Here is a 12176-nt window from a genome sequence, read left to right on the forward strand (position 1 = left end):
CGCCTGGTCTTCCGAACGTTTCGACATCGCCGCACCGCCCCATGCCTTGACGTTCCGAGTGCATCGCCGGCCGGGTGTTCTCGTCGCTAGGCCCTCATCGTCCCCCGGGTCATCTCCTGGGCCTTGGTCTTCACTCCCTGCACGAACACATGCCACGCGTTCGGGTCACCTTTGAGCAGGGCCTCGGTGGTCGCGTTGATCTGATCGAAGGTGGCGTGCGGCGGAATCGGCGGCACCTCGGGGTCGCAGTGGACGTCGAGGACCACGGGTTTCCGTGCGGCGAGGGCACTGTCCCAGGCGTCGGCCAGGTCGCCGGGTTCGCTCACCTCGATCCCCTCCAAACCGATGGCGCGGGCCATCTCCGCGTAGGAGACCTGGGGAAGGTTCTGCGACTCCTCGAACTTGGGCGCCCCGCTCATGGCGCGCATCTCCCACGTGACCTGGTTGAGGTCGCCATTGTTGAAGACGCAGACCACCAGTCGCGGGTCCTCCCAGTCGGAGTGGTACCGCTTGATGGTGAGCAGTTCGGCGAGGCCGTTCATCTGCATGGCTCCGTCGCCGACGAGCGCGACGACCGGGCGTACGGGCTCGGCGAACTTGGCTCCGATCCCGTACGGGACCGCGGGCCCCATCGTGGCGAGCGTTCCGGACAGCGAGCCGCGCATGGTGCCCCGCATCTTGAGGTTGCGGGCGTACCAGTTGGTAGAGGATCCCGAGTCCGCGGTGACGATCGCGTTGTCGGGGATGCGGCTTGAGAGTTCCTGGACGACGCGCATCGGATTGACCGGCTTCGCGTCGAGCATCGCCTGCCGCTCGATGGTCTCCCACCATCTGGCGACATTCCCCTCGACGGACTCGCGCCAGCCCCGGTCGTTCTTGTGTTCGAGCTTGGGGATCAGCGCCGCGAGCGTGGCCTTGGCATCGCCGACGAGATTGACCTCGGTGGGGTAGCGCATGCCGATCAGGGACGCGTCGATGTCGATCTGCACCGCCCTCGCCTGGTCGAACTTCGGAAGGAACTGCGTGTAGGGCATGTTGGAGCCGACGATGAGGAGCGTGTCGCAGTCGCGCATGAGCTCGTAGGTGGGCCTGGTGCCGAGCAGTCCGATCGAGCCGGTGACCCACGGAAGCTCGTCGGACAAGACGTCCTTGCCCAAGAGCGCTTTGGCCGCGCCCGCCCCGGTGGCCTCGGCGACGACCTGGACCTCTTCGGTCGCGCCGTGCGCTCCCTGGCCGACAAGGATGGCGACCTTCTCGCCGTCGTTGAGCACCGCCGCCGCGCGGTCGATGTCCGCCTCGGAGGGGACGACGACCGGCCGGGGGAGGCCGGGAGGGCCGGAGGGCACCTGGTTGGACGCGTGGCGTGGTGCCTCGTAGGACTCTTCCTGCAGGTCGGCGGGAATGATGAGGGCGGTCGGGGCGCGCGAGGACTCCGCGGCGCGAAAGGCCCGGTCAAGAGCGTTGGGCAGCTGCTCGGAGACATTGACCTCCGCTAGGTAGGCGGAAGCGACGTCCTTGTACAACGCCGACAGGTCGACCTCCTGCTGGAAGTAGCCGCCCATGGCACTGCGGGCCGTCTGGCCCACGATCGCGACGACGGGGACATGGTCGAGTTTGGCGTCGTAGAGACCGTTGAGCAGATGGATCGCACCGGGTCCGGACGTGGCCAGGCAGACGCCGGGGCGGCCGGAGAACTTCGCGAAGCCGACGGCCTGAAAGGCCGACATCTCCTCATGCCTCGATTGGATGAATCGAGGCCGGTTGTCGGCTTTGCCACAAGCCGCGACGATGCCGTTGATGCCGTCGCCGGGGTAACCGAAGACTTGTTCGACGCCCCAGTCGCGGAGCCGTTGGAGGATGTAGTCGCCTACCGTCGCCATGAGTGGCCTCCCTGCCATCACTGTGCTCTGACTGTGCATGATCCGAATACCCCGGAACGGCGTGCTCAATCTCCACATGGACAGGTAGGTGGGGACGGCGTCGAACCTCGTGCCCCCGCAGGACACCGGTCGATACGCGTCGGCCACGGTCGTTGCGCCGCCACATAGGGTACGCGGTTCCCACGGTACGCGATTCGGTCACGATCGTGATGACAGTCCGCGCATTCGGGCGGCTCGAGGCGATCACCGTTCCCCCTCATCGGGGCACCCGCCCCCGTCCGGCCTCGTCGACACTCCGATCCCAGGTCACCACGGCCATCGGAGGGATCGCGCTTCTAGCCGGGCTCGTTCTCTCGTCGGTCCGCATCCCCACCACCCACCTCAGCGCCACCCTTGCCGACCCGGACGCCGTTGACGGTTCCCCGTCGACGACGAACCGTTCGCCGCCCCGCTCCGCGAGGGCCTCGGTGGTCTCGGGGGTGCCGGAGTCGCGCTTCTCATTGCGCCACCACGATGGCAGGTCGGCCCTCTTGATCAGCAGCCATTTCCGATGTCTGCGCACCTTCGTCAGGGCGAAGGCGCCGGTAAGCCTCTCTCCATCCAGCCACACCACCAGGTGGCCGTCGTCCAGGGTCTCCTCCACGGGGAACTCTGCGCCGTCATCCTCCGTGAGATTCCGGTAGGTGCCCGTGTCCCACACGACTACTGTTCCGGCGCCGTGCGGTCCTTTGGGAATCGTTCCCTCGAAGCCGGCGTGTTCTAGCGTATGGTTCTCGGTGCGCAACGCGAGGCGCCGCTCGGACGGGTTCGTCGACGGCCCCTTTGGGCACCGCCCGGTAGATCAACGCGACGCCGACCTGGAGGCGGAAGTCGAAATGGAGCGAGGTGGCATCGTGGCGCTGGACGACGAGCTGTTCGCCGTTCCCGCTCGCTCCTGACGGTTCACCCGATTCCTCCAGGTCCCGCTACTCCCGGTACTCTTTCAGCCGCTCACTGCTCGACATGGCCCGGCCGTCACTTGTCGCCGAGCGCCCGCTGGAGCTCGGCCTTGTTCATCTTGGAACGGCCCTTGACGCCCCGCCGCTTGGCATCTTGGTACAGCTGCTCCTTGGTGCGGCCCTTCGGCCCGCTGCGCTTGCCCGAGCGCCTGCCGCCGCGCTTGTACGCGGACATGTCCTGTATCGAGGACTTACTGGCCGTTTGGGTCTTCCCGGCCTGGGCGCGCTGCTTGTTCACCGTACGAGCGGCGATCTCCGAGGCCCGCTTGTTACTCGTGCCTCGCACCTCTTTGCTCGCCTTGATCGCGTCGTACTGGCGTTCTTCCTTCTCACTCCACTGGTTCCGCGGATTCGGACGTGGCATGATCTGACACCTCCTGCTTCTCCAACCACCGTCGCAGGCCTCCCCGTTCGACACCGGAATTCCACGGATTCCGGCGGAGGTTGCGCAGTGCGACTTGCGCGTCGTGGGCACGCCAGAGAAGAGCTTCGAAAACCCACAGAGGCTAACCGCATCACGCGGAAATGACCTGCACGTTCGCTCCGTATCGAACAAGTGCTATGAGCATTTTCCCCAAATCATCCCCGATGGCGTCTTCGCCTACGTATACGTAGGTACCAGAGACGGATACCTTGCATCACAGATGCGCCGAAGGAACCGGAGAGGAAATTAAGAATGACAAATGAGGCCGATCCGCACAGCCCGGTAGTGGCGAGCCCGGAAGTCATGGCGGACCTCTGGTCCAAGGTCGATGACTTGGACGCGCGCGAACTGACCGAGTACGCGCTGGAACTCGGGCTAACTCCCCCGGACGATCCGCCTGGCCACAAGGGATGGAAAATCGTCATCGCCTACCCAAACGCCGACTTTGACAACGGTGTCCTGTACTGGCGGGGACCCGAAGAGGGCCACGGTGAAGGGGACTTTCCCGCCGGGGCCGGCGTGGAGGCCCCGCGTTCGGACACGCCCTAGAACTCGTCTGGCGACGAACTGGACCTCCCATTCGTTCTCTTGTGCAGCACACAAAAGAGTCCGAGACAGGAGGTCCCCTCTCCAGGCTGCCGGAGCATCGTGAGTTCACCGACGGACAGTGGTTGGCGTTTCACCTCTGGGACCGCACTACGAGCGACGGCGGCGACGGCAGCGACGTGATCGGAACCGCACAGTGGAACGCCCCATGAACCGCCAGACGGGCCGCACGGCCGAAAGCAGATGGGCGCCCCGATGGCTCGACACTTTCATGCGTGGCGCGGTGGCCCACACGACGTCGATAGGGCGGTAGGCGGGGAAGGTTAGGCCGTTCAATTGACTTCATACTTGTTATCGCAGTTCAAGGCCATAATTTCCGCGTCTCGACCGATTGCCCCCTAATGCCCCGTGGCGGTTGACCTTGCGCGCGTGTCGTCACGGTTAGGCCTAGGGGCCAACGGTGGAGGGACGACGCGATCGCGATGCCACTGGGACAAGATCGAAATAGTGGTTCTAGGCGCGGCTGTCGTAAGCGAACGACTGGCAAAGGATCCGCCGGACGTGGCCGCGAAGCCATCGGCAGGCACGTCATGGCCGCGTGAGGCAAGGACGCGGCGAGCCCACGTGTCGAGCGTGTTCCGAAAGACCCAGCCGATCTCGGAGACGTCGAGGTTGACCTGGAGTGGCGTCTCGGCCGAGGCGCGGTCGCCGGTGCCGTCGCTGATGGGTTCCTGGCGAATGAACGTCATGCCGTGTTCGTCGGCGTTGGCGGCGCTTCATTGGAGGCGAGCCTGGAGCCGGTCCGCTCAGTCATGGCAGATGTAGCCGGCGTTCGCTACAGGTCGCGTACTCGGCCATCACGTCAGGACCGCAGAGCTGGGGGCAGAAAAACTGCCCCACTATTCAGGGCTTAGGAACTCAATAGCATTGAATAGAGCTGAAGTGCTTCGGGATCAGCAATCCTGCCCCTGATTTCATCGTCGTTCGAGCGGGGCATGAAATATTCATACGGAGTTCCTGAGATTTCAAGACGACAATCATGAGAAGTCTCGATTGCGTCCTTCTCCTCGAAGCTCGGCGGGCTTTCCAGGATCACTGTCACAAAGGTGTGGTGCGGGTTCCCCTCGTATTCATGGACGACGTACATCACATCCTTCAATCGTCCTTGAATCTCGAAGTCACCGAACTTCAGGACACATTCATGCGTGTTCTCCATTGTCTTGCTCCTCTCCACACCAACTATCAATGCTTCAGGGCTGAAACGAGACAGACACAAAAACCTTACATCTAGGCGGGAAACTCACCCCGCGCGAATCCAACGGAGGCGAAATGAGGGCGTACCCCTCGGCCCTGTCCAAGCCCGGTGCTAGCGGTGAGCGTACGCGTCCGGTGTGACAATGGCGCTATCCGGGCGAATCACCAAACTCTCCCCCACTCGATCTGCGACCTTGTTCGATGTACCCGTGGAGGAATTCATCAGCTTTGGCAAAGAGTTCGTCATTGCGTTCCTCGCTCGTCGGGGATCTGCCTGGGCTGGATTTGGGAAGCCGCTGTACCTCAGCCGCAGCCACGAGTGCAAGCCCGCGAATAATCTCAAGGTGTTGCGTTTCGTCCATACGTCCGACGCTCCCACAGTTCACCCTCCGGAACCCCGAATTAATCAATTTACCAGCCAGTACGGACCCGAGTCATCCTGCGCGTTAGCCGTCGTCCCAGCAGCAGCCGCCCTGACGCTGTCACACAGACCTAGAGAACGGCGACATCGCCGAGTCATTCGGGCCGGGTGCCGGCGACAGCGCGAAAGCGGCGACCTGGCGCCAGATGGACACCTCAGTACTGGACGGGGTCGGCTGAATCAAGGCGGGCACCCTGACATGGCGGGCCGACCCTAGGTATTGGCGGTCCTCCAAGCGGTAGTCGCCATTGGGCCGTCAATGGCGAGCGCGGTCCCGCAGTCGGCGCGGGGATCTCCGGAGAGCGCGCTCGCGCGGTTGCGAGGTAGTCGGGAAAGTGAAACTTGCCGACATCCGTTCATCGCGGTCTGCTCGTACCGAATCTCTCCTGGAGCTTCATGCAATTGTCTCGTGTGGGTGGCATGCTGCGTGTGCAGGGGATTTGACTACTCGCGAGTCGGGAACCTGGCGGCGACGGCAGCGCCCGTCGTGAGATCGCTGGGATATGAAAACAACAGAAGCGATCAAGAACAGGGCGCTGCCTCCTCTTGACCATACGACCGGTCTGTCCTACAGGCAACTGGCATCTCTCGCGCACGGGGTCGAGAGAACGATCGGGCCGTGGCAGCCGGCCACCGGACGCCAGAAGTCCCTCTCGGTGTTCATGGCCGTGGTCGTCACCGTGAACTACCTGCGCCGCAACGACTGTCAAGAAGCCGTTGGCGAACACTTCCTCGTCTCCCAATCCACTGTCTCCCGCTACATCAAGGAGCTGGAACCGGTCGTGTCGGTCCTGCTCGACGACCTCATGGCGCGCCTGCGGGCCGCTGCTTTGGCCGAGGCGCTGATCGTCGACGGGTTCCTCGTCCCCACCGGGGAGCGGAAGTGGTTCGACGGCCTCTATTCCGGCAAACGCCACGACACCGGAGCGAATCTACAGGCCATCGCCACCCTCCACGGCCGGGTCATAGAACTCTCCCCACCGCTGCGGGGATCAGTCCATGACTCCCGCGCGTTCACCGACACCGGCCTTGACAAGGTCTACAGGGTCCACTGCAGCCCTGAAGGTCCCGGCATGCTCGGCGACAAGGCCTACATCGGGAAAGTACCCATCACTCCAGTCCGGAAACCGGCCTACCGCAACCTGACCGAGGAGGAGCGAGAGTTCAACCGCGGCATCAAATCCCACCGCGCCGCGGTGGAACGAGGCATCTCCCACCTGCGCAACTGGCGAATCCTAGCCACCGGCTACCGCCGACCCCTCCGCTACCTCTACCGAACCTCACAGACCGTCATGAAACTCGAACAGTACGCGATTCACCCAGAAGAGGCTTTTGCATGAAGCTCCTGATACTGGCTGGGCGGGATACCGAAGCGTGCGACGAAGGTGCGGCGCAATGTCTCCGGGCTGCCGAAACCCGAGGCCCTCGCCGCCTGGGATACGCTGTGCCCGCCGTCGAGGAGCCTCTTCGCATGGTCGAGTCGAGTCCGTTCGACGAATCGCGCCGGTGAGACACCGAGCTCCGCGGCGAACAACCGCGTCAGGTGCCTTGGAGAGACACCGGCCACGCGGGCCAGGGATGACGTGGTGTGAGCACGAGCGGGTTCGGCCGCCACAAGATCCACGACTGCGCGCAAGGCCGGAGTGCGCGGCGGACGTATCGCGAGCGGTTCGGAGAACTGCGACTGTCCGCCCGGCCGCTGCATGAACATCACCAGGTTGCGGGCCACGTCCCTGGCGAGGTCCGGCCCGTGGTCGGCTTCGACGAGCGCCAACGCCAGGTCGATGCCGGCCGAGACGCCGGCGGAGGTGTAGACGCCCCGGTCCTCGACGAAGAGAGCGTCGGGCCGCACCCGTATCGCGGGATGAGCCCGGGCGAGCAGGTCCGCGTGGCGCCAGTGGGTGGTCGCGCGACGGCCGTCGAGCAAGCCCGCACCGGCCAGGATGAAGGAACCGGTGCAGATGGAGACCAACCGGCGCGAGCGGGGCCCCAGCCGGCGAACCGCGTCGAGCAGGCCACGCGGAATCGGGTGGTCGACCAAGTCGTCGCCGCCGGAGACGATCAGAGTGTCAGTGTCGGCCACCCGGTCCGCGGCCGTGTCGACCGCGAACCGGGTCCCGATCGAAGTGCGGACCGGCTCGCCCGACACGGAGGCGTATCTCAGTTCATAATCGGCGCCGAACTTGCCGGCCTCGGCGAAGACCTCCGCCGGCCCGGTGACGTCGAGCATCTTCACGCCGTCGAACAGGACGAACACGATCTCTCTGTTGTGCATCGTGTACCTCCTCCTTCGGTCCGCGGTCGGCGGCTATCGGCCCGACGATGGCGCGCGGAACGTCCGCGCGTCCGTTCACTCTTCCCAGGCGTTCCCTTGGATGATCTCGACGAAGTTCTCTCGGCGGAAGTCAGGGTCGAAGTGTGCCAGGACATCGTCGTTCATGGTGCCGAAGGTGGTACCCGGCCGATCGGCCATGCCCTGGTAGAAAGCGCGTAGGATGCCGTTCTTGAAGTCCGGCCTGGGGTGGGCTGCGATGACCTCGTCGCGCTGATCCGTGGTGATCTGGTCGAGGTCGAGACCGAGCACGTCGGTCTCCACGCCCATGGTCACTACGGCGACTTCGGGAGCGAGATGGTGCGGCACCTCCGGCGTGGTGTGCAGGGCGATGGCCAGCCAGACGTTGCGAGATTCCTCTTCGCCGCGGCCGTGGTCGCGAAGAAAACCGTACGCCGCCTCGGCTCCGTCGATTTCGAAACGCCGGTCGGACGTGCGATAGGCCGTTGTGAGACCGAGGTCGTGGAACATGCCGCCGACATAGGCGAGCTCGGGATCGACCTGGAGACCGCGAGCGCCGGCCTTGAGCATGCCCCAGAAGAAGACTCGGCGGGAGTGGTCGAACAGGAGGTCGTCGGAGGCACTACGCACGAGTGCGGTGGCGTCCCGGGTGAGTTCGGTATCGGGGACGGTGAGTCCTGCGATGGTGTCGGACACGCTGGTTCCTCGCATTCTGAAGGTCGTTGCGAGACTCAGTAGGTTCTGGTCCCGGTCCATTGTCGCGGTTCACGCGGTCGACCGGCACCGTCTATCCGGACCACTGTCCCACAGATTCGGACATCTCCGGTTCCGATGCCGAGTAGCACAGGTTCCGAGGTCTTCCGGTTAGAGCTCCTCTGACGACGACGGACTCCAAACGACACCGGGGCGGTCGAAGGCATGGTGTTGCAGGGCCTTCAAGAAGCGACGCGAAAGCCTCGTCACAGTCGACGACTAGAGTCTGCGGTCTCAGTCGCCGCCCGACCGAGAGTGCGTCGGTGATCCGGTGGAACCGGTACCGGGAAAGGGAGAAGCGATCTAATCGGAACGGACGGCGGCGTACAGCAGCATGTCCCGGCGGGTTCCGGCGATCGTCTGGTGGCTCCGCAGCAGCCCTTCGCGCGAGTAACCGGCCCTCTCGGCCGTCCGCACCGAACCGGCGTTCCACGGCTCTATGAACAGCGCGATCCGAAACAGCCCGGGAACGGTCCAACCGAAGGCGGTTAGAGCGGCCAGCGCGTCGGCGGCGTACCCGCGCCCCCGCGCGGACGGAACGATCGAGTAACCGGCGGTCCCGCGTCCGTACTCGAGTTCTCTTAGCCAGAGTCCGCAATGGCCGACCGCCGTATCGGTATCCGCCTCGGCGATCGCGAAGGAGAACCCGGCCCCCTCTTCGTATCTCGCCCACTGCCGACGCACCCACGCCAGGGCCTCCGCGTCGTCGGCCTCGGCGGGAAGCGAACCGATTGCGGGCACGTAAGGATCCATTGAGAGTTCGCGTGCCATGGACACGTCGCTCTCGCGCAAGCGACGGAGTTTGACGGCGTTGTGCACGAGCGGCCCGGAAGGCCAGGGAGGAAGCTGCGGAGTCACGACCATCTCTGCATTGTCCACCCCGCTCAAAGCGGCTCATGTGCGGGACCGATCCGGGCGACCGGCGGCCAACGCCCGCACCGGTCTCATTTCATCAGGTGGAGCGCGCGATTCCGCAGGGTATATATCGAATCGTGACGCAACATAGACTACAGTCCCCTGGTGGAAACGGGAGGTCGTGGATACCTTGGGTCCATGCCTCCCCCTCCGACGCACCCCGACGTCCGGCAAGCCTTGACCAAACGGAACATCGACCGCCCCGGGAATAGACTGGCCGGCCTGACGATCCTATGGATCCTCACTCCGCTCTTCGCCTACCTGGCCTGCAATACCCTGGTGCTGGCCTACAGCGCCCTCCGGGGAGAGACCTGGAGCTGGGCTCCGATGTGGTTCGCCGTCTATGCGGTGCTGGGTCTGACGGCCGTAGCCTTCACCGCCCTCCCCGTCGTCGCCGCGCATACGGCGCACCAGATCGGACGCACGTTCTCCGCCGTCGCCTACCTAGTCGGTTCGGCGGCGTCGATGGGAACCGCCGCGTGGTGTCTGTACAGGATTCCCGCCTGGTGACGGGTACGGCACTCCCTCTGACTCCCGACGGAGTGAAGGCCGGGGACGAATCCTGTCCCGTTCGGACGGCCGAATCCGCGGTGGAAGACTGGAGCACGTGATGGAAGACCGCAAAAGCGTCGAAGGGTGGGGCCCCGTCGGCGCCCGAGACCATGCCGATTGGTTGAACAGCCTGTCCGGATCAGCGGTGACGGGATTTCACCCCCGCCCGACGGACCACGACGGGCTGTGGATCCTCAACGCGATGTACGAGCGAACGACCGGCACGGCCCGGGAATCCCACCACGAACGGCACCGGCGGGACCTCGCCTCGGGAGCCGAACCGCCCCTGGTGATCGGCGACTGGAACGAGCTCGAAGACGGACACGGGATGACTGTGACCGGCGGAAGCATGGGGTGGTCCGAGCACCCGGGTACAGGCTGGCGGCGCCTTCCGTGGAGGGAGCTGGCCGAAAGGACGGGAGACCCGATTTCGCCGCCCGGACTGCCGCCCTGTTACCGGGCGTTCCCGTCGGCCAAAATGGACGGGTCATGGCCGACGTCCATCGAGCCCCCGACGGAGGGGAGCCTGGACATCGAGTCTTTCCGAGCTCTGGCGAAGGTCCTCAGGGAGCACGCGGGCTCCGACACCGTGGTGATGGCCTTCTACTGCCAGCTGTACACGGGGGACTTCGACGACCTCTACATCCTCCAGGGGACGCTCGGCACGTTGGAGGAGCTCGAACACCATTGGATGCCCTACAGTCCCTCCAATATCTGGCCGTCGGACCGGTCCTGGCTCATGACGACGGACACGGATCTGTGGGGGACTCAGGTCTCCGGACCGTCCGAACTGCTCGCCGCCGTCGAGGCCGACACCGGGCTGGAGACCGTCCGCCTGCCTCCTCTCGACACGGCCGAGGACGACGCATAGGCCGATCCACTGTGGCGACCCGACAGGGCGCCGCGCCCGAACCGCCACTCCCCCAGCCGGAACGCGCCTCCCATGCGAGCGATGCTCAGCCACCCGCGCCGGTGAAAATCGGCGTCGGGCGCGACGAAGTAGTGTACAACCACTAGGCTGGCCATGAGTCCTCCGGACGACGTCGGCTTGAGAGGGGACGACCGTGAGCGCGAAGCCAGGACCGCGAGTGCACACCATGCGGCTCGACCGCCCCTATATCGACCGTGTGGCCTCAGGAGTGAAGACGGTCGAGATACGGGTGTTGGACAAGAAGAGGAGCGGCATCCGGGTCGGCGACCTGGTCGTGTTCGCTAACGGGGAGACGGAGCTTCCCATGACCGTCGAAGCGGTGAACGTGTACGAGTCGTTCCCGGACGCGTACCGGGCCGAGGACCCCGCGTCGATCAACCCGTCCATGTCCGTCAACGACCAGATCGTGGGACTGCGGGAAATGTACCCGCCGGAACGGGAGGCACTCGGAGTGGTCGCCCTCCATCTGACTGACGGCAACGGCGCCCGGTCCGGGTAGCCGACCCGCCTTCCCGGCCGGAACGGCCGCGTCCCGGCGACGCCGAGGTGCCAGTGCCCGCGTCCGGAGCGGATGATGGCCCCTCTGTCAGTTCACCGGGACGAGTCCCGTTCCCCGGTATCGGACATTCCCAGCATGGCGATGAACTCGTGGAGCTTCTCGTACAGGAAGTCCCGCAAGGGACGGTCCGCGCGGAAGGCCCACCACGTCAGCGAACCCTGCCAGTAGGCGGCCAGAGCGTAGCCGACACCGGCCGGGGCGCCGGGCACCGAGACGAACCGTCTGTCGAGCGCGGCCGTCAGGAGGACCTCCCAGGCGGCACCGCGCTCCCGGAGCACCGGGTCTCGCACGTCCTCCCGAAGCAGCATCAACCCGTTCCCGTAGGCCTCGATATCGCGGTGCTCCTCGGAGAGCCCGATCAACAGGTCGATCGCTCCCCGGGGCGTGGGGGGCGCCGTCGCGTCCAGCTCCCGAGTCGCGTCGTCCAGTCGGTCCCAGGCGTGCAGCAGAGTGCGCTGGGCGAGCGCCGCCTTGTTCGCGAACCGCTGGACGAGGGTGGCGGCGGAGAGTCCGGACTCGCGCGCGAGAGCGGCGAAGGTCAAGGACTCGGGGCCGCGCTCGGCTATGAGGGCGAGTGCGACGTCGAGGACCTCGCCGTCGGACTTGGTCTTGGGTCGTGGCATGCATATAGTATAAACGAACGGACGTTT

At 65.2% G+C, this 12176-nt stretch carries 14 protein-coding genes; 6 read left to right on the forward strand and 8 right to left on the reverse strand.

Annotated features, from left to right (window positions below; translation table 11 throughout):
• Positions 1 to 86 precede the first annotated feature (86 nt).
• Both ACFTE1_RS11660 and ACFTE1_RS11665 read right to left on the reverse strand, forming a co-directional pair.
• Positions 87 to 1880 (reverse strand): thiamine pyrophosphate-requiring protein, encoded by a 1794-nt coding sequence (locus ACFTE1_RS11660; protein ID WP_380624898.1) that lies wholly within the window; start codon positions 1878 to 1880, stop codon positions 87 to 89.
• A 256-nt stretch (positions 1881 to 2136) separates the two neighbouring features.
• Positions 2137 to 2664, reverse strand: coding sequence for a DNA polymerase ligase N-terminal domain-containing protein (locus ACFTE1_RS11665; protein ID WP_380624896.1), 528 nt, complete (start codon positions 2662 to 2664; stop codon positions 2137 to 2139).
• On the opposite strand from ACFTE1_RS11665, the gene ACFTE1_RS11670 reads away from it, so the two are divergent.
• Complete coding sequence (locus ACFTE1_RS11670) at positions 2657 to 2818, forward strand: hypothetical protein (protein WP_380624894.1); 162 nt, start codon at positions 2657 to 2659, stop codon at positions 2816 to 2818. The two genes, ACFTE1_RS11665 and ACFTE1_RS11670, sit on opposite strands and share 8 nt — an antisense overlap.
• Before the next feature lie 76 nt (positions 2819 to 2894).
• On the opposite strand, the gene ACFTE1_RS11675 is transcribed toward ACFTE1_RS11670, so the two are convergent.
• On the reverse strand, positions 2895 to 3242 hold the full coding sequence (locus ACFTE1_RS11675; RefSeq protein ID WP_380624892.1) for a plasmid stabilization protein: 348 nt from the start codon (positions 3240 to 3242) through the stop codon (positions 2895 to 2897).
• Positions 3243 to 3554: 312 nt separating this feature from the next.
• On the opposite strand from ACFTE1_RS11675, the gene ACFTE1_RS11680 reads away from it, so the two are divergent.
• Positions 3555 to 3851: a hypothetical protein gene (locus ACFTE1_RS11680; RefSeq protein ID WP_380624890.1), complete on the forward strand. Its 297-nt coding sequence runs from the start codon at positions 3555 to 3557 to the stop codon at positions 3849 to 3851.
• Positions 3852 to 4758: 907 nt separating this feature from the next.
• Here the strand turns inward: ACFTE1_RS11680 and ACFTE1_RS11685 are convergent.
• On the reverse strand, positions 4759 to 5064 hold the full coding sequence (locus ACFTE1_RS11685) for a hypothetical protein (protein ID WP_380624888.1): 306 nt from the start codon (positions 5062 to 5064) through the stop codon (positions 4759 to 4761).
• Positions 5065 to 6026: 962 nt separating this feature from the next.
• Here ACFTE1_RS11685 and ACFTE1_RS11690 point away from each other — a divergent pair.
• Positions 6027 to 6863, forward strand: a complete 837-nt coding sequence (locus tag ACFTE1_RS11690; protein WP_380624886.1) for a transposase family protein — start codon at positions 6027 to 6029, stop codon at positions 6861 to 6863.
• Here ACFTE1_RS11690 and ACFTE1_RS11695 read toward each other — a convergent pair.
• From ACFTE1_RS11695 to ACFTE1_RS11705, 3 genes are all read right to left on the reverse strand, one after another.
• Complete coding sequence (locus tag ACFTE1_RS11695) at positions 6839 to 7798, reverse strand: GlxA family transcriptional regulator (RefSeq protein WP_380623098.1); 960 nt, start codon at positions 7796 to 7798, stop codon at positions 6839 to 6841. The genes ACFTE1_RS11690 and ACFTE1_RS11695 overlap by 25 nt on opposite strands.
• A gap of 75 nt (positions 7799 to 7873) precedes the next feature.
• Positions 7874 to 8512, reverse strand: a complete 639-nt coding sequence (locus tag ACFTE1_RS11700; protein WP_380623096.1) for an HD domain-containing protein — start codon at positions 8510 to 8512, stop codon at positions 7874 to 7876.
• A 360-nt stretch (positions 8513 to 8872) separates the two neighbouring features.
• Complete coding sequence (locus ACFTE1_RS11705) at positions 8873 to 9433, reverse strand: GNAT family N-acetyltransferase (protein WP_380623094.1); 561 nt, start codon at positions 9431 to 9433, stop codon at positions 8873 to 8875.
• A gap of 189 nt (positions 9434 to 9622) precedes the next feature.
• Here ACFTE1_RS11705 and ACFTE1_RS11710 point away from each other — a divergent pair, with 189 nt between their 5' ends.
• The 3 genes from ACFTE1_RS11710 to ACFTE1_RS11720 all read left to right on the forward strand — a co-directional run bounded on the left by ACFTE1_RS11710 (position 9623) and on the right by ACFTE1_RS11720 (position 11466).
• Complete coding sequence (locus ACFTE1_RS11710) at positions 9623 to 9994, forward strand: hypothetical protein (RefSeq protein WP_380623092.1); 372 nt, start codon at positions 9623 to 9625, stop codon at positions 9992 to 9994.
• 100 nt (positions 9995 to 10094) lie between these two features.
• Complete coding sequence (locus tag ACFTE1_RS11715) at positions 10095 to 10907, forward strand: hypothetical protein (RefSeq protein WP_380623090.1); 813 nt, start codon at positions 10095 to 10097, stop codon at positions 10905 to 10907.
• Positions 10908 to 11100: 193 nt separating this feature from the next.
• A complete protein-coding gene (locus ACFTE1_RS11720; protein ID WP_380623088.1) occupies positions 11101 to 11466 on the forward strand; it encodes an ASCH domain-containing protein in 366 nt (121 codons plus the stop codon).
• 92 nt (positions 11467 to 11558) lie between these two features.
• On the opposite strand, the gene ACFTE1_RS11725 is transcribed toward ACFTE1_RS11720, so the two are convergent.
• Positions 11559 to 12149, reverse strand: coding sequence for a TetR/AcrR family transcriptional regulator (locus ACFTE1_RS11725; protein WP_380623086.1), 591 nt, complete (start codon positions 12147 to 12149; stop codon positions 11559 to 11561).
• Positions 12150 to 12176: the final 27 nt, after the last annotated feature.

Origin of the sequence: Salininema proteolyticum (assembly GCF_042685645.1) — a bacterium.
Taxonomy (GTDB): Bacteria; Actinomycetota; Actinomycetes; order Mycobacteriales; family Micromonosporaceae; genus Salininema; species Salininema proteolyticum.